The organism is Streptomyces sp. NPDC091416 (assembly GCF_044756845.1).
Classification (GTDB): domain Bacteria; phylum Actinomycetota; class Actinomycetes; order Streptomycetales; family Streptomycetaceae; genus Streptomyces.
The window spans coordinates 329206-344248 of record NZ_JBIVTU010000006.1 but is presented as its reverse complement, the minus strand read 5'-3'; the positions used below and the strand labels follow the sequence as shown (position 1 = coordinate 344248).

At 72.5% G+C, this 15043-nt stretch carries 11 protein-coding genes; 3 read left to right on the top strand and 8 right to left on the bottom strand.

The features are described 5' to 3' along the window. Positions 1–6 precede the first annotated feature (6 nt). Entirely contained in the window at positions 7–4626 is a 4620-nt protein-coding gene (locus ACIQMX_RS20355; RefSeq protein WP_402479911.1) for a PAS domain-containing protein, read from the top strand. 191 nt (positions 4627–4817) lie between these two features. Here ACIQMX_RS20355 and ACIQMX_RS20350 read toward each other — a convergent pair whose 3' ends face one another. From ACIQMX_RS20350 to ACIQMX_RS20315, 8 genes are all read right to left on the bottom strand, one after another. Beyond that, positions 4818–6467: a long-chain fatty acid--CoA ligase gene (locus ACIQMX_RS20350; protein ID WP_402479908.1), complete on the bottom strand. Its 1650-nt coding sequence runs from the start codon at positions 6465–6467 to the stop codon at positions 4818–4820. A gap of 409 nt (positions 6468–6876) precedes the next feature. Beyond that, the gene (locus ACIQMX_RS20345; protein ID WP_363066827.1) at positions 6877–7521 is read right to left on the bottom strand and encodes a SigE family RNA polymerase sigma factor; all 645 of its coding nucleotides are present in this window, start codon (positions 7519–7521) and stop codon (positions 6877–6879) included. Between the two features lie 205 nt (positions 7522–7726). After that, on the bottom strand, positions 7727–8893 hold the full coding sequence (locus ACIQMX_RS20340; RefSeq protein ID WP_402479904.1) for a lipid-transfer protein: 1167 nt from the start codon (positions 8891–8893) through the stop codon (positions 7727–7729). Beyond that, positions 8890–9285, bottom strand: a complete 396-nt coding sequence (locus ACIQMX_RS20335; protein WP_402479901.1) for a MaoC family dehydratase — start codon at positions 9283–9285, stop codon at positions 8890–8892. The genes ACIQMX_RS20340 and ACIQMX_RS20335 overlap by 4 nt, the downstream gene beginning before the upstream one ends. Next, positions 9282–10388, bottom strand: coding sequence for an acyl-CoA dehydrogenase family protein (locus ACIQMX_RS20330; protein WP_402479898.1), 1107 nt, complete (start codon positions 10386–10388; stop codon positions 9282–9284). Before ACIQMX_RS20330 ends, ACIQMX_RS20335 begins: the two co-directional genes overlap by 4 nt. Position 10389: 1 nt before the next feature. Continuing rightward, a complete protein-coding gene (locus ACIQMX_RS20325; protein WP_402479895.1) occupies positions 10390–11424 on the bottom strand; it encodes a bifunctional MaoC family dehydratase N-terminal/OB-fold nucleic acid binding domain-containing protein in 1035 nt (344 codons plus the stop codon). Beyond that, positions 11421–12602, bottom strand: a complete 1182-nt coding sequence (locus ACIQMX_RS20320) for an acyl-CoA dehydrogenase family protein (protein ID WP_402479892.1) — start codon at positions 12600–12602, stop codon at positions 11421–11423. Before ACIQMX_RS20320 ends, ACIQMX_RS20325 begins: the two co-directional genes overlap by 4 nt. Positions 12603–12866: 264 nt before the next feature. Next, on the bottom strand, positions 12867–13178 hold the full coding sequence (locus tag ACIQMX_RS20315; RefSeq protein ID WP_363066833.1) for a hypothetical protein: 312 nt from the start codon (positions 13176–13178) through the stop codon (positions 12867–12869). A gap of 322 nt (positions 13179–13500) precedes the next feature. Here ACIQMX_RS20315 and ACIQMX_RS20310 point away from each other — a divergent pair, with 322 nt between their 5' ends. After that, the gene (locus tag ACIQMX_RS20310) at positions 13501–14409 is read left to right on the top strand and encodes a bifunctional DNA primase/polymerase (RefSeq protein ID WP_402479889.1); all 909 of its coding nucleotides are present in this window, start codon (positions 13501–13503) and stop codon (positions 14407–14409) included. Between the two features lie 49 nt (positions 14410–14458). Next, positions 14459–15025, top strand: coding sequence for a GrpB family protein (locus ACIQMX_RS20305; protein WP_402479887.1), 567 nt, complete (start codon positions 14459–14461; stop codon positions 15023–15025). Positions 15026–15043: the final 18 nt, after the last annotated feature.

The window sequence follows — 15043 nt, the reverse complement described above, 5'->3', positions numbered from 1 at the left end:
GTCGTCGTGAGCAGCAGGCCATCCCGAGGCGCTGCTCGCCTCGCAGCCATACTCGACGCCCTTCCGGACGGGCTTCTGCTCGTCAACTGCAACGGTACGGTCGTCAACGCCAACACCATCGCCCTCGAAATGTTCGAGACTCCGGGCACCGCGCTCGTCGGTCGCGGACTGCTCGATCTGCTGCCGGAGTTCGACTCCAAGCTGATCCCGGGGTCGATGCGGAGGCCGGAGGCTGCGGACGAGCGGGGCCGGACCAAGCCCACGCGGATGACCGCGCGGCGCACCGACGGCAACGAGTACCCCGTCGAGGTGACGAGCGCCAGCCTGGAGGACGGGCAGGCGGCGTACCGGGACGTCCAGAGCTCCTACAGCGGCAGCTATACGGGTGACGAGCTGCTGATGCTCGTCGTGCGCGACCTGTCCGGCACCGTCGACACCGAGGCCGAGCTGGCCCGGTCGCAGCGCCAGACCGAAATGATCCTGCGGGCCGCGTCCGAAGGCGTCGTCGGCACGGACACGGACGGCCGTGTCGTGCTGGTCAATCCCGCCGCGGCCCAGATCCTCGGCTTCCGCGCCACCGACCTGGGCGGCCAGGAGCTGCATCCGCTGATCCTGCACTCGCGGGCCGAGGGCGAGCCGTTCCCGTACGAGGAGTCGCCGCTGGCCGACACCCTCAAGTCGGGGCGCAAGCACCGGGTGCGCGGGCAGGTCCTGTGGTCCAAGAGCGGCGCGCCCGTGCCGGTCGACCTGACCACCGCGCCCGTGCGCGACGGCGATCAGCTCGTCGGCGCGGTCATGACCTTCACCGACCGCCGCCCGTACGAGGAGCTCGACGAGAAGCGCAGGACCGAGGTCGCCGAGCTGACCGCGGGCCACACCGCGGAGGTCGGGGAACTCACCGAGCGGCACGCCGCCGAGGTCACCGGACTGACGGAACAGCACACGGCCGAGCTCGCGGACCGCACCGAGCGCTACGCCTCCGAGCTGGAGGAGCAGGCCGAACGGCTGGCGGACCTGTCCGCCCGGCACACCCAGCTCACCGCCGTGCTCGGCGAGTCGCTGCGCGGGCCGCTGGAGGAGCTGCGCGGGGAGCTGTCCGTACTCGCCGCCGACCCCGCCGGCCAGCTGTGGCCCGAGGCGAACCAGATCCTGCACCACCTGGCCGCCGGTTACGCGCGGATGACGACACTCGTCGACAACGTGCTGAGCTATCAGCGCCTGGACGGCGGCTCCGAGGCCCTCGTCAAGACGAACGTGCTGCTCGACGGGGTGGTGACGGCGGGGATCGACGCGGCGGTCGAGCTGATCGGGCCCGGCCGGGCCCAGTTCGCCGTGCACGCGCCGCCGATCGAGGCCGAGGTCGACGCGGGACGGCTCGTGACCGCGCTCGCGCATCTGGTCGCGGACGTCGCCGGGGTCGACTCGACCGGCAAGGCCCGGCTGACTCCGGGCGGCGGTTACGTCGACTCGACGGTCGTCGTCGCCGCGGCACAGCGCGGCGACGTCGTACGGATCGAGGTGCGCGGGCCGTTCGCCGGGGGAGACCCGGTGCACGAGCCGATCGTGCGGGGGATCGTGCGGGCGCACGGCGGTGTGCTCCAGACCCATGAGATGCCGGGGATGAGCGGCAGCGCGTACGTGCTCGAAGTGCCGCTGGGCGCGGGCTCCGGGACCGTGATGCCGCCGATGGCCCCCGAGGCCGCTATGGCTCCGCCCATGGCACCCGAGGCCGTCGTGGTCCCGCCGATGGCCCCCGAAACGGCTGTGGCTCCGCCCATGGCGCCCGAGGCCGCTGCGGCTGCGCCGGTCCCCGATCCGGGCATCGCGCCGCCGTTCGCCGATGCCCTGGGCGAGACCGATTCCGGGGCGTCGGGTGCGGTCGCGGTTCCCGAGGGCGGCAGGCGGGGGCGCCGGGCGCGCAGGGGCTCCACGGACGCGTTCCTGGAAAGCCCCGTGGGAGGCTCCGACGGCACGGGCGAGACCGGCGCCTCCGACACGGGGGCGGCCGAGCCCACCGGGCGCCGGCGTGCGCGCCGGGAGGCGGGGGCGCATCCCGCTCCCGAGTCCGTCGAAGCATCCGTGAACGCGCCCACGCCTACGCCCGCGCCCGACGCGACGGGCCCGCATGAACTCGTTCCCGCCCCGCAGGCGAGCGGCTCCGGCCGTAGGCGCGGCCGGCCCAGCCCGGCGGAGGCCGGCGCCGGGCAGCAGGGCCCGGGACAGGCGCTCGCGCTGCCCGCGGCGGGGACGCCCGCACCTTCCGAGGGATCCGTGGTGACGGCGGCCGAGGGCGCCCAGGGGGCCGGTGGCCGTCCGCAGCGCGGGCAGACCGTACCGCCGCAGGGCGTTCCGGCCGAGGCGCCGATGCCGGTTCCGGCGGGCGGACACCGTGCACAACGGGGCGGCGACAACCAGCTGGCACTCACGGCCGCCGGGGCCGGCGTGGAGGCCTCGGGCCCCGCGGCCTTCCCCGGGCACGACGACACCGCCCGGATGCACGGGCGGGCGGCCGCCGAGCATGCTCAGGACGGGCAGCCGCCGTACGGAGAGGTCCAGGCCGGACAAGGTCGGGGCGGAGAGGTCCAGGCCGGGCAGGGCCGGGGCGGAGAGGTGCAGGCCGGACAGACACAGAGCGGACAGGCGCAGGCCGACGCGCCGGCGCAGCAGCCGACCGGCCGACGCGCCCGGCGTGCCCTTTCGGCGGCCCAGGACCGGGCCGCCCAGGCCGAGGCGGGCCCGCGCGTCCCCTTCGCGCTGCCGCCGGCGGATGCCGACCGGGTGTCGCCCGCCGCCGGTGAGGCGGACGCCTCGCTGCCCGGGCGCCACGACGCGGTGTCCGGCGCGCCGGAGCACGACCACACCCCGCCGCAGGCGCACCCGCTCCCGACCGGGCGGCGCCGGGCCAGGCACGCCGACGCGCCGCAGGCTCCGCAGGAGGCGCCGGGCGGACAGTCGATCGGTTCCGGCCTCCCCGGGCAGCCCGGCGGACAGACGACCGGCCCCGGCCTCTCCGAGCAGCCGGGCGGACAGACCATCGGCCCCGGCCTCTCCGAGCAGCCGGGCGGACAGACCATCGGCTCCGGCCTCCCCGAGCAGCCGGGCGGACAGACCATCGGCTCCGGCCTCTCCGAGCAGCCGTCCGCGCCTGTGCAGCCCGGCGGCTGGGGCATGGACGACGCTTCGGGTCACGGCCCCGCCGCCCAGGACGGGCCCGAATCCGGCTCGGGCCTGCCCGCCTCCGGCCCGACCACGCACACCACCGGGACGGCCAACGCCGTCAACGCCCGCGGCGCTGCTCCCGAGAGCGTTGACGGCCCTGCGGACCAGGCGGGCCCCGCGGGCCTGTCCGCCGCTCGTGCCGAAAGCCGGCCGCGCACGCTCTCGCCCGGTCCTGACGCGCGGCGGCAGCCGCTGCCCGCCGAGGCGCCCATGCCCGGGTCGTCCGACTCGACGCAGGGGCGTGCGTTCAGCGTGCGGACGCTGGGGCAGGGCGTTCCGTTCGCCCAGCACCTCGCCCACCAGCAGAACCAGACGCTCGGCGGCGGTGCGGGCGGGGCCGGCCGGCGCCGCAAGCTCGCCGCACCGCCCGAGGGCGACCGCACCGCACGCGCCGCCCTGCCCCCCGCGGCCACCGCCACGCCCCACGCAACCCCACCGCAGCCGCCCGCCGCACAGACCGGCCCCGGCAGCACCGCGGGCCCCACCGGTCCCACCGCTCCTGGCGGCACCGTGCAGGGCCAGGGTTCGGGGCAGTTGATCGCCGCCCCGGCGGCCGAAGGACGCGCGTACGCGATAGGGGCGCCCGACGAGGGCGCCGTCGAGGGACCGGAGCCGCTGGACGGGCCCGGCGGCGCCGTCGAGGTCGCCAACCGCCCGTCCCCGCAGCCGGTCGACGACGAACTTCCCCCGGAGCCGCTGGACAACCCGCGCCGGCTCCTCGTCTGGCCGGCCCCCGATGTCTCCACCCAGCAGGCGCTGAGCGACCGCGGCTACCGACCGGTGATCGTGCATTCGCGCGAGGAGGTCGACGCGCAGATCGCGGCGTTCCCCGCCGCGCTCTTCGTGGACCCGCTGACCGGGCCCATCACCCGCAAGGCCCTGCAGTCGCTGCGCCAGGCGGCGGTGGCGGCCGAGGTGCCGGTGCTGGTGACCGCCGGCCTCGGACAGGCCTCGCGGGAGGCGGCGTACGGTGCCGACCCCGCCGTACTTCTGAAGGCCCTCGCGCCACGCGACAGCGAACAGCATCCGCCGCGCGTCCTACTCATCGAGGAGAGCGAGGAGATCTCGCTCGCGCTGACGCAGACGCTGGAGCGGCGCGGCATGCAGGTCGCCTGCGCCGCGACGGACAGCGAGGCGGTCTCGCTCGCGACCCGGATGCGGCCGAACCTGGTGGTGATGGACCTGATGCAGGTACGCCGTCGCCGCGCCGGGATCGTCGACTGGCTGCGCGCCAACGGCCAGCTGAACCGCACCCCGCTGGTCGTCTACACCTCGGCCGACATGAACCGCTCGGAGCTGCCGAAGCTGAGCTCGGGCGAGACGGTCCTCTTCCTGGCCGAGCGCTCGACGAGCGACGAGGTGCAGTCCCGCATCGTCGACCTGCTCGCGAAGATCGGCACGAACTGACCGCGAACTGAACGCGAACTGACGGCTGATAGCGAAGGCCGGGTAGCCAGTAGCGAACGGCTGAGGCTGACGGCGACGGCGACGGCACAAGCCGACAACGACCAGCCGTCGGCACGCGCGGACGAGGAGGGCGGTCCGGGATCACTCCCGTACCGCCCTCCTCGTCCCCGTGTTCCGCCGCGTCGACCGCCTCAGAGCTGGGTGATGTCCAGCTCGCCCGCCGCGTACTGCTTGCGGATGACCTTCTTGTCGAACTTCCCGACGCTCGTCTTCGGCACGGACGCGATGACCGACCAGCGCTCCGGCAGCTGCCACTTGGCGATGCCCGACTCGGCGAGGAACACCTTCAGCGCCGCGTAGTCGGCGGTGGCACCCTCCTTGAGGACGACGGTCGCGAGCGGACGCTCGCCCCATTTGTCGTCGGGCACGGCCACGACCGCGGCCTCGGCAACATCCGGGTGTGCCATCAGGGCGTTCTCCAGCTCGACGCTGGAGATCCATTCGCCACCGGACTTGATGACGTCCTTGGCCCGGTCCGTGAGCGTGAGGAATCCGTCGGTGCTGATCACACCGACGTCACCGGTCTTCAGCCAGCCGTCCTCGCTGAACTTGTCCTCCGGCCGCAGCGCCTCACCGTCGGCGCCGCCGTAGTACGCACCGGCGATCCAGGCACCGCGTACCTCCAGCTCACCGGCCGACTCGCCGTCCCACGGCAGGTGCTCGCCGGCGGGGCCGACCAGCCGCGCCTCCACACCGGCCGGGAAGCGGCCCTGCGTGATGCGGTAGGGCCACTCCTCCTCCTCGGTCAGCCCGGCGGGCGGGTTGGCCATGGTGCCGAGCGGCGAGGTCTCCGTCATGCCCCACGCGTGACAGAGGCGGACGCCGAGCTTGTCGTACGCCTCCATGAGCGCGGGCGGACAGGCGGCGCCGCCGATGGTGACGTTGGCCATCGAGGTGAGGTCGCGGGGGTTCGCGGTGACCTCGGCCAGCAGGCCCTGCCAGATGGTGGGGACGGCGGCGGCGTGGCTCGGACGCTCGCGCTCGATCATGTCCGCGAGCGGGGCGGGCTGCAGGAAGCGGTCCGGCATCAGCATGTTGACGCCGGACATGAACGTGGCGTGCGGCAGACCCCAGGCGTTGACGTGGAACTGGGGGACGACCACCAGAGTGGTGTCCTTGTCGGTCAGGCCCATCGACTCGGACATGTTGACCTGCATGGAGTGCAGGTAGATCGAACGGTGGGAGTACACGACGCCCTTGGGGTCGCCGGTGGTGCCGGAGGTGTAGCACATGGCGGCGGCCTGGCGTTCGTCCAGCTCGGGCCAGTCGTAGGTGGTGGGACGGCCTGCGATCAGCTCCTCGTACTCGTGCACCCGCACCGCGGCACCGTCCAGGAGGGAGCGGTCACCGGGGCCCGAGACGACCACGTGCTCCAGCGACGTCAGCTGGGGGAGCAGCGGGGCGAGGAGCGGGAGCAGGGAGCCGTTGGCGAGGACGACCTTGTCGTCGGCGTGCTTGACGATCCAGACCAGTTGCTCGGCGGGAAGCCGGAGGTTGAGGGTGTGGAGAACAGCGCCCATCGACGGGATGGCGAGGTACGCCTCCACGTGTTCCGCGTTGTTCCACATGAGGGTCGCGACCCTCTGGTCCCCGTCGATGCCGAGCTCGTCGCGCAGAGCATGGGCGAGCTGGGTGGCCCGCCGGCCGATCTCGGCGAAGCTGCGCCGGTGCGGCTCCGGCTCTCCGGTCCAGGTCGTGACCTGCGACTTCCCGTGGATGGTCATCCCGTGGTTGAGGATGCGGGTGACAGTCAGCGGTACGTCCTGCATGGTGCTGAGCACGGCGTCCTCCCGGTGGGCGCTACGCGGCAGTAAGGTTCCGCTGATTCTGCGCACATACCAAGCGGTATGTCACTACTCCCGAGGGAACGAATCGGTGTCGCCGGGCAATTTCACTCCGGCCGGAAGTGGGTCGGACTCCGGCTGGAAATAGGTCGAAATCCGTTCAAAAGGTGGCCGAAGGGTGGCCGGAAGATGACCCCCGGCATGCATGCGACACGCGCGGCCGACACGCGCGGCCGACCCACACGACCGACACGCACGCCGTCGCGCCCAGCCTCCGCACACGGCCGTCGCACACCGCCGTCGCACACGACCACCGCCGTCGCACACCGCCGTCGCACACGATCACCGCACACCGCCGTCGAGCGAGCCCGCCTGCGACACCATGGCCCTCGCCGGGACGGCCGGGTCACCGGACGGGGGCCAGCTCCGGATCCTCGCGCAGCTTGCCGAGCGCCCGCGACACCGCGCTCTTGACCGTGCCGATGGACACTCCGAGCACCTCGGCGGTCTGGGCCTCGCTGAGGTCCTCGTAGTAGCGCAGGACGACCATGGCCCGCTGGCGGTCGGGGAGCTTCAGTACGGCACGCCACATGGCGTCGTGCAGCGTCTGCCGCTCGGCCGGGTCGGGTCCGGGCAGGCTCTCCTGCTCGGGCAGCTCGTCGCAGGCGAACTCGTCGACCTTGCGCTTGCGCCACTGCGAGGTGCGGGTGTTCAGCAGGGCTCTGCGGACATAGCCGTCGAGCGCCCGGTGGTCCTCGATCCGTTCCCAGGCGACGTACGTCTTGGTCAGCGCGGTCTGCAGCAGGTCCTCGGCGTCGCTGGGGTTCGCGGTGAGCGAGCGGGCGGCGCGCAGCAGAACCGGGCCGCGGGCCTTCACGAAGGACGTGAACGACGGGTACGGGACGTACGGCGCACGCGCGCCGTACGTCGGCCGCGCGGCGGCCGGGGTGCGCGTGGCGGCGTGGGCGCGCGGGACGGCATGGCTCCGCGGGACGGCCTGGGCGGTGGCAGCGGCTCCCCTGGAGGCGCCCGTGCAGACTGGCGTGGTCATAACTCCACGCTAGGAGCGGGCGCCGCCGCGGGGATCGGCCCCAGGTCCCGAAACCGCGTCCGCCTCAGGGTGTAGGCGCAGGGCCACCTCCACCTCCTGTAGGTGGAGGTGGCGCTCCTTCTGCGCTCAGGGTCGTCCCCGAGACCACGGACGGGACCACGGACCCGGGCCCGGCCCGTCCGCTGCGCGACCGGGCCTGCTCCCGTCACCCTGCACGGCCCAGCACGAGGCCCGAGGTCGGTACCCCCGTGCCTGCCGTGACCAGGGACGTGGCCGCCCCGGGTATCTGGTTCACCGAGGTCCCCCGGATCTGCCGGACCGCCTCCGCGATGCCGTTCATCCCGTGCAGGTACGCCTCCCCCAGCTGACCGCCGTGGGTGTTCAGGGGCAGTGCGCCGGCGGCAACGAAGTCCGCCGCCTCCCCCGGTCCGCAGAAACCGAACTCCTCCAGTTGCATCAGCACGAACGGGGTGAAGTGGTCGTACAGGATCGCCACGTCGATGTCCGCGGGGGCCAGTCCCGAGTTGCGCCACAGCTGGCGGGCGACGACACCCATCTCCGGCAGCCCCGTCAGATCGTCACGGTAGAAGCTCGTCATCTGCTCCTGCGCCCGTCCGGCGCCCTGCGCGGCCGCGACGATCACCGCGGGCGGCTGCCGCAGGTCCCTGGCCCGTTCGGCGCTGGTGACGACGATGGCCTGCCCGCCATCGGTCTCCTGACAGCAGTCGAGCAGCCGCAGGGGGTCGACGATCCACCGGGAGGCGGCATGGTCGGCGAGCGTGATGGGCTTCCCGTAGAAGTACGCCGCCGGGTTGTTGGCGGCGTGGCGCCGGTCGGTCACCGCGACATGGCCGAAGGCCTCCGGCGTCAGCCCGTACGCGTGCAGATAGCGCTGGGCCGCCATGGCCACCCAGGAGGCCGGCGTGAGCAGCCCGAAGGGCAGGTTCCAGCCGAGCGCGGTGCCCTCGGCCGTGGGCTCCCGCTGCTGAACCCCGGAGCCGAAGCGGCGCCCCGACCGCTCGTTGAACGCCCGGTAGCAGACGACCACGTCGGCCACCCCGCAGGCGACGGCGAGAGCCGCCTGCTGGACGGTGGCGCAGGCCGCGCCGCCGCCGTAGTGGATGCGCGAGAAGAACGACAGCTCACCGATACCGCCCGCCTGGGCGACGGTGATCTCGGGGCTGGTGTCCATGGTGAAGGTGACCAGTCCGTCGACGTCGGCGGGCGTAAGACCCGCGTCGTCCAGCGCGGCGTGCACCGCCTCGACGGCCAGTTTGAGTTCGCTGCGGCCGGAATCCTTGGAGAACTCGGTCGCCCCGATCCCGGCCACCGCCGCCTTTCCGCCGAGCGAATCGGCTCTGCGCAGGCTCATGCGGCCCCCTCCGCCACAGCGACGGTCACCGTGCCGGTCACATGTCTGCCGATCCCGTTGACGCCGACGACCGCCACCTCGGCCGTCCCGTCGGCGCCCACTGCGGTGACGGTGCCGCTCAGCACCATGGTGTCGCCCGGGTAGTTGGGGGCACCGAGCCTGATGGCGACCCGCCTGAGCACGGCCGAGGGCCCGAACCGGTCGGTGACGTACCGCCCGACGAGGCCGTTGGTCGTCAGGATGTTCATGAAGATGTCCGGGGACCCCTTCTCCCGTGCCAGTTCCGCGTCGTGGTGCACGTCCTGGTAGTCGCGGGAGGCGAGCGCGCCCGCCACGATCAGTGTGCGGGTCACCGCGATCTCCAGCGGCGCCAGTTCCTCACCGGCTTTCACTCCGGTCCCTCCTTCACCAGCAGTTCGCCGAGTTCCTGAAGCACCGAGCCGCTGCCGCCCAGATGGGCGTCGAGCTGACGCCCCCAGAGGAAGTGGCGGTGTACGGGATGGTCGAGGTCGGCGCCCGTACCACCGTGCAGGTGCTGACCCGCGTGGACGACCCGCCTTCCGGCCTCGGACGCCCACCACGCGCTCGTCAGCGCCTGTTCCGCGAAGGGCAGCCGCTCGTCGTGCCGCCATGCCGCCTCGTACGCCGTGACACGTATCGCCTCGGTGTCCATGTACGCGTCGGCCGCCCGCAGCAGCACCGCCTGGTTCGTCGAGAGCGGACGCCCGAACTGCTCGCGTGTGCCGGTGTGTTCGACCGCCCGGGCCAACGAACCGGCGCACACCCCTGCCTGCACTCCGGCGAACGCCGTCCGGGCGATGGCCAGCACCTCCTCGTACGCCCCCGGTCCGCCCAGCCGCTCCGCGGGCGCCCCGTCCAGCACGAGCCGCCCCGCCGACCACGGGGCCGTGGTCTCCACGTGCTCCGTCACCACTCCGGGGCCCGCGGTCCGCGCGATCCACAGGCTCCGGTCCGCGGCCGCGACCAGCACGTGGGTGGCATCCCGCAACCACGGCACCAGCGGGACATGGCCGTTCAGCCGCCCGTGCGCCGCGGCGTCCGCTGCCGCACCCGGGCTTCCGCCGACTCCCCTTCCCGCTGCGGCGTCCGGACGTCCGCCCGCCGCCACGTGCACCGTGCCAGCGGCCGGGAACGCCCCGGCCGCCACCGCCGTCCCGTCCCGGAGCGGCGGCAGCAGGCGCTCGCGCTGTTCGTCCGTACCGTGCTCGGCGACGGCGAGGAGCCCGTACACACAGCTCGCCACAAAGGGCACCTGCGCGGTCGTCCGGCCCTGCTCCTCCGCCAGCAGTACCAGCCCGAGGAGCCCCGTCTCCTCGGCTGCGCCGGGCAGCCCGGCCACGCAGACCTCCTTCCAGAGCCCGGCGTCCGTACCGCTGCCGGCCGCGACCATACGGTCATGCGTCGACAAATCACCGAAAATCCGGGCGGCCAGGCCCTGCGCCGCGATCTGTTCCTCGCTCGGCGTGAAATCCATGTCAGCCCTCACTTCCCCGGAAGACCGGAAGGACCAACTCAGGGTCCGTACGGAGGAATTCCAGTCGCACCGGCATGCCCACGCGCACCTTGTCGCAGGGCATTCCGATGACGTTGCTGACCATCCGGACCCCCTCGGCGAGCTCGATCAGCGCCACGGCGTACGGCCCGCCCTCGCCGTCCTCGCTGAAGGCGGGGAAGGACGGGTGGTGCATCACGACGTGGCTGAAGACAGTGCCCTCACCCGACGCCTCGACCGTGTCCCAGTCGGGCGACCCACAGGCGTTGCACCCGGGCAGCCAGGGGAAACGCAGCGCCTCGCACGCGGTGCAGCGCTGGATCAGCAGCCGGCGGGAGGCGACGCCCTCCCAGAATCCGGCGTTGTCCCGGTTGATCACGGGCCTGGAGCGCAGCCCGTGCCCCCTCGCCTTCGCCTTTCCCGATTCCCTTCCCGATTCCCTTCCAGTTTCCTTTCCCGCTCCCCTGCCCATTCCCGTGGTCTCGGGCTCCGGCCCGGACTGCGGCTTCGGCACATTCGGCTTCGCGGGGCGGTATTTGAGGATGCGGAATCGATGCGTTCCGGCGATCTCATCCTGCGCCCTGACATCCATGCGCGTGGTGACGAAATAGCCCGTCCCCAGTTTCGTCGTCTTGCGTTCCGACACAGTCTCGATCACCGCGTCGAAGGTGATCCGGTCCCCGGGCCGCAGAGGCCGCAGATACTCCTGCTCGGAGTCGGTCGCGACCACGGAGGTGTATCCGGCCCCGTCGAGGAGCCCGAAGAGTTCGTCGTAGGCCCCGCTCCGGTCCGTGTGTCCGGACAGCCCGCCCATCGTCCATGCCTGGAGCATCGCCGGCGGGGCGACGGCGTCGGGTCCGCCGTAGGCGGGGTGCTCGTCCCCCATCGCCTCGCACCAGTGCCTGATCATCGGCTCGTTGACCCGGTCCTTGCCGATGCCCGCGGTGGCCGCCGCCCGGCCTTCGTACGCCCTGAGCCGCTCGTACAGCTCGTCCCCCACACCCTGCCCGGCCGTCACCGCTTCCCCCTCTCCATGCCGAGCCGCATCGTCGCGACGATCTCCCGCTGCACCTCGCTCACCCCGCCCCCGAAGGTGTTGATCTGTGCCGCCCTGTTCATCCGCTCCAGCTCCCCGTCCCCGAAGACGCCGGGCGAACCGCCCCGGACCGAACCGGCATCGCCCGTGACCTCCTGGCACAGGCGGTACACCTCCACCGCGCTCTCGGTGCCCGCGAACTTCACCCCGCTCGCGTCGCCGGGCGCCAGCGCTCCCGCGCCCACGTCCCCCACCAGGCGCCAGTTGAGAAGGCGCGTCGCCGCCAGCCGGGCATGCGCCTCGGCCAGCCGGGAGCGGACCCACGGCTCGTCGGCCGGCCGCCTCCCCGTCACGGGGTCGCGAGTGCGGGCGAAGGCGAGCGCCGCCCCGTAGAAGTCCTCGGCCTGCATGCCGATCGCGGCGAGCGCCACCCGCTCATGGTTCAGCTGGTTGGTGATCAGCCCCCAGCCGCCGTTCTCCGCCCCGACCACCGAGGTCAGGGGCACGCGTACGCCGTCGTAGTAGGTGGCGGTCGTGGTCAGCCCGCCCACCGTGTCGATGGGTGTCCAGCTGAAGCCGGGCGCGTCCGTGGGCACGAGAACGATCGAGATGCCCCGGTGCTTGGGCGCGTCCGGATCCGTACGGCAGGCGAGCCATATCCAGTCCGCGTTCTGCGCGTTGCTCGTGAAGATCTTCTGCCCGTCGATGGCCCAGGAGTCGCCGTCGCGTACGGCCCGGGTGCGCAGCGCGGCAAGGTCGGTGCCGGCCTCCGGCTCGCTGTAGCCGATGGCGAAGACGAGCTGGCCCGCCAGGATGCGCGGCAGGAAGTAGTCCTTCTGTTCCTCCGTTCCGTACTTCATGAGTGTCGGGCCGACCGTGTTGAGAGTGACCATGGAGACCGGGGCGCCGGCCCGGTAGGCCTCGTCGAAGAACACGAACTGTTCGTCCGCGCCGCGTCCCTGCCCGCCGTACTCGACGGGCCAGCCGAGACCGAGCATCCCGTCGGCCCCTATGCGACTCAGCAGCCGCCGCTGGGCCTCCGGGTCCGAGTCCGGGGAGCCGGGGCCGGCGTGCCCACCGCCTGCGGGCATCACTTCAGCGAAGTACGCACGGAGTTCGGCGCGCAGCTCCCGCTGGCGCTCGGTCGGGGCCAGATGCACGTCGACTGCCTCCCGGGAAAGGGCACAAGGATCAGGGTTTCTGACTGTCCGTCAGATTCCATTCACCTGTCAAGGCACCGGACGGCCGGACCCACCCCCGATTCCCTCCTCACTCCCGGCCCTGAACCCGCACCCGATCCCGATCACCGGCCACCCGGCCCCGGAGACGCAACGGCCCGCGTCCGCCACCGCAGTGGCGACACGCAGGCCGTCGTTCCCCCAACCGCGGCCCGGCCCCCCGACCGGGCCGCGGCAGGCCCCGGATCACCAGAGGTTGGTGAAGTTCACCGCCAGGTTGTGCGTGGACTGGTCGATGTCGGTGAACGCCGATCCGTTCACCTGGGCGGAGTTGCTCTGATTCGACGCCCCGGATCCCGTGGCCTGCTGCTGCGAGGTGGACGAGTTACCGAAGTTGTCCCCACCGACCCCGCTGCCGGCGATCGTGGCCACTCCCGCATTCGATCCGTCGTTCGCGAACGAGCCGTTGTCGGCCTGGGCCACACCACTGAAGAGAACGGCGGCAAGAGGCAGGGCCGCAACAACGGCGAGGGCACGAGCGGTACGGATGCTTGCCATGTCTATTCCTCCAGGAACCGAAAGTAAGAGTGAACCCGGGCCAGTTGGCCGACCGCCCGGCGATGGTCACGACGTCGCGAGATCAAAGTTGCCCAGCACCACACCGGCGAACCACCCACTCGATTCGATTCCCTCGCAAGCGTGAGGAAGCGAAGATAAACTCCCAGATCCCGCAAACTCCCAGGTCAGCCACGCCTGCGGCAACAGCCCCCGCCCCACGGGAGAAGAAGCGTTCCGCCAACGGACCCCGACCGCCGCCCTCACTCCCTCGACCCCTCCCCTCCCTCTTCCTTTACTCGAACATTCGTACGAACATAGAACCATGGCCACCACTGACCGGCGAACCGCCACCCTGGCCCTGGCCCACGCGCTCTCCGCCGCCGAGCACGGGCTTCCCGTCATTCCGCTGTCCGCCACCAAACTCCCCGCCCTGCGCTCCCCGCACCGCGACGAGAACCCTCCGTCCGGCTGCCGGGGCGCCTGCGGCCGTCCCGGACACGGCGTCCACGACGCCACCACCGACCCCACCGCCGTGCGCGCCCTCTTCGCCGCCGCCCCCTGGGCCACCGGCTACGGAATCGCCTGCGGACGCGCCCCGCACCACCTCGTCGGCATCGACCTCGACATCGACGCCGCCGGCCGGACCGACTCCGTGGCGGCCCTGCGGCAACTGGCCCTGCAACACCTCTTCACCATCCCGCCGACCGTCACGGTGCTCACCCCCAGCGGAGGCCGCCACCTCTGGCTGACCGGCCCACCCGACGTGGCCGTACCGAACTCCGCCGGCCGCCTCGCCCCCGGCATCGACATCCGCGGCTCCGGCGGCTATCTGGTCGGCCCCGGCTCGGTCACCGCCCACGGCACCTACCGCCTCGTACCCGGCACCGGCAGTCTCCCGCCCGCCCCCTGCCCGACCGCCCTGCTCCACTTGTTGACGCCTCCGGCCCGCCCCCGGAACCGGCACGGACATCCCGACCCGGGCCATCGCGATCACGGCCATCACGAACAAGGACGCGGACTGGTCCGGTTCGTCCTGGCCGCGGACGAGGGCCAGCGCAACACCCGGCTCTTCTGGGCGGCCTGCCGCGCCTACGAACACGGCTTCGGCGACGCGCTGGCCGATGACCTCACCCGGGCCGCCGTCGCCACCGGCCTCACCGAACACGAGGCCCGGGCCACCATCGCCTCGGCCGCCCGGCTCACCCGCACGCGCTGCGAGCCCCCACGATGAGTACCGTTCGCCCGCGAAGCCGTCCGGACAGGATGTAGCCTCTGGCGCCATGCCGTTTCCCGATGAGCTCGGTCCCCTGGTCGTGGTCGACTACCGGCCCCAGTGGCCGGTGGAGTTCGAGGCGCTGGCCGGCACACTGCGCGATGCGTTGGGCGGCCTCGCGGTCGGCATCGATCACGTGGGATCCACCGCGGTGCCGGGCCTGTCCGCCAAGGACTGCATCGATGTCCAGGTGCGGATGAGATCGGTCGACGAGACACAGGCCACCTTGCTGATGTCGGCCATCGGCTACCGGTGCCGTCCCGAGCCGTGGAACCGCGTCGAGGTCTCCAGCGGCCGCCGTTGCCACAAACTCGTCTTCGCGCCGCCGGTCGGCGCGCGCCGCTGCAACGTCCACCTTCGGCCCAGCACCGGCGCCAACGCCCGCTTCGCGCTGCTGTTCCGGGACTACCTGCGCGCGGACGACACCACGCGCCGCGCCTGGGGAGCCTTCAAGCAACGGCTGGCGACGAGTGTGCCGGACCTTCAGGACTACGGGCAGATCAAGGCCCCCGCCACGGAGGTCCTGATGGCCGCGGCCGAGCGATGGGCCGCCGAGACCGGCTGGAGCCAGTGAGCCGACCGCGCCAGGCAG

Coding starts and splice junctions, on each gene's coding strand:
- ACIQMX_RS20345 (WP_363066827.1), bottom strand. CDS start 7,521: ATGACCACGCCAGTCTGCACGGGCGCCTCCAGGGGAGCCGCTGCCACC.
- ACIQMX_RS20340 (WP_402479904.1), bottom strand. CDS start 8,893: ATGAGCCTGCGCAGAGCCGATTCGCTCGGCGGAAAGGCGGCGGTGGCC.
- ACIQMX_RS20330 (WP_402479898.1), bottom strand. CDS start 10,388: ATGGATTTCACGCCGAGCGAGGAACAGATCGCGGCGCAGGGCCTGGCC.
- ACIQMX_RS20315 (WP_363066833.1), bottom strand. CDS start 13,178: ATGGCAAGCATCCGTACCGCTCGTGCCCTCGCCGTTGTTGCGGCCCTG.
- ACIQMX_RS20310 (WP_402479889.1), top strand. CDS start 13,501: ATGGCCACCACTGACCGGCGAACCGCCACCCTGGCCCTGGCCCACGCG.
- ACIQMX_RS20305 (WP_402479887.1), top strand. CDS start 14,459: ATGCCGTTTCCCGATGAGCTCGGTCCCCTGGTCGTGGTCGACTACCGG.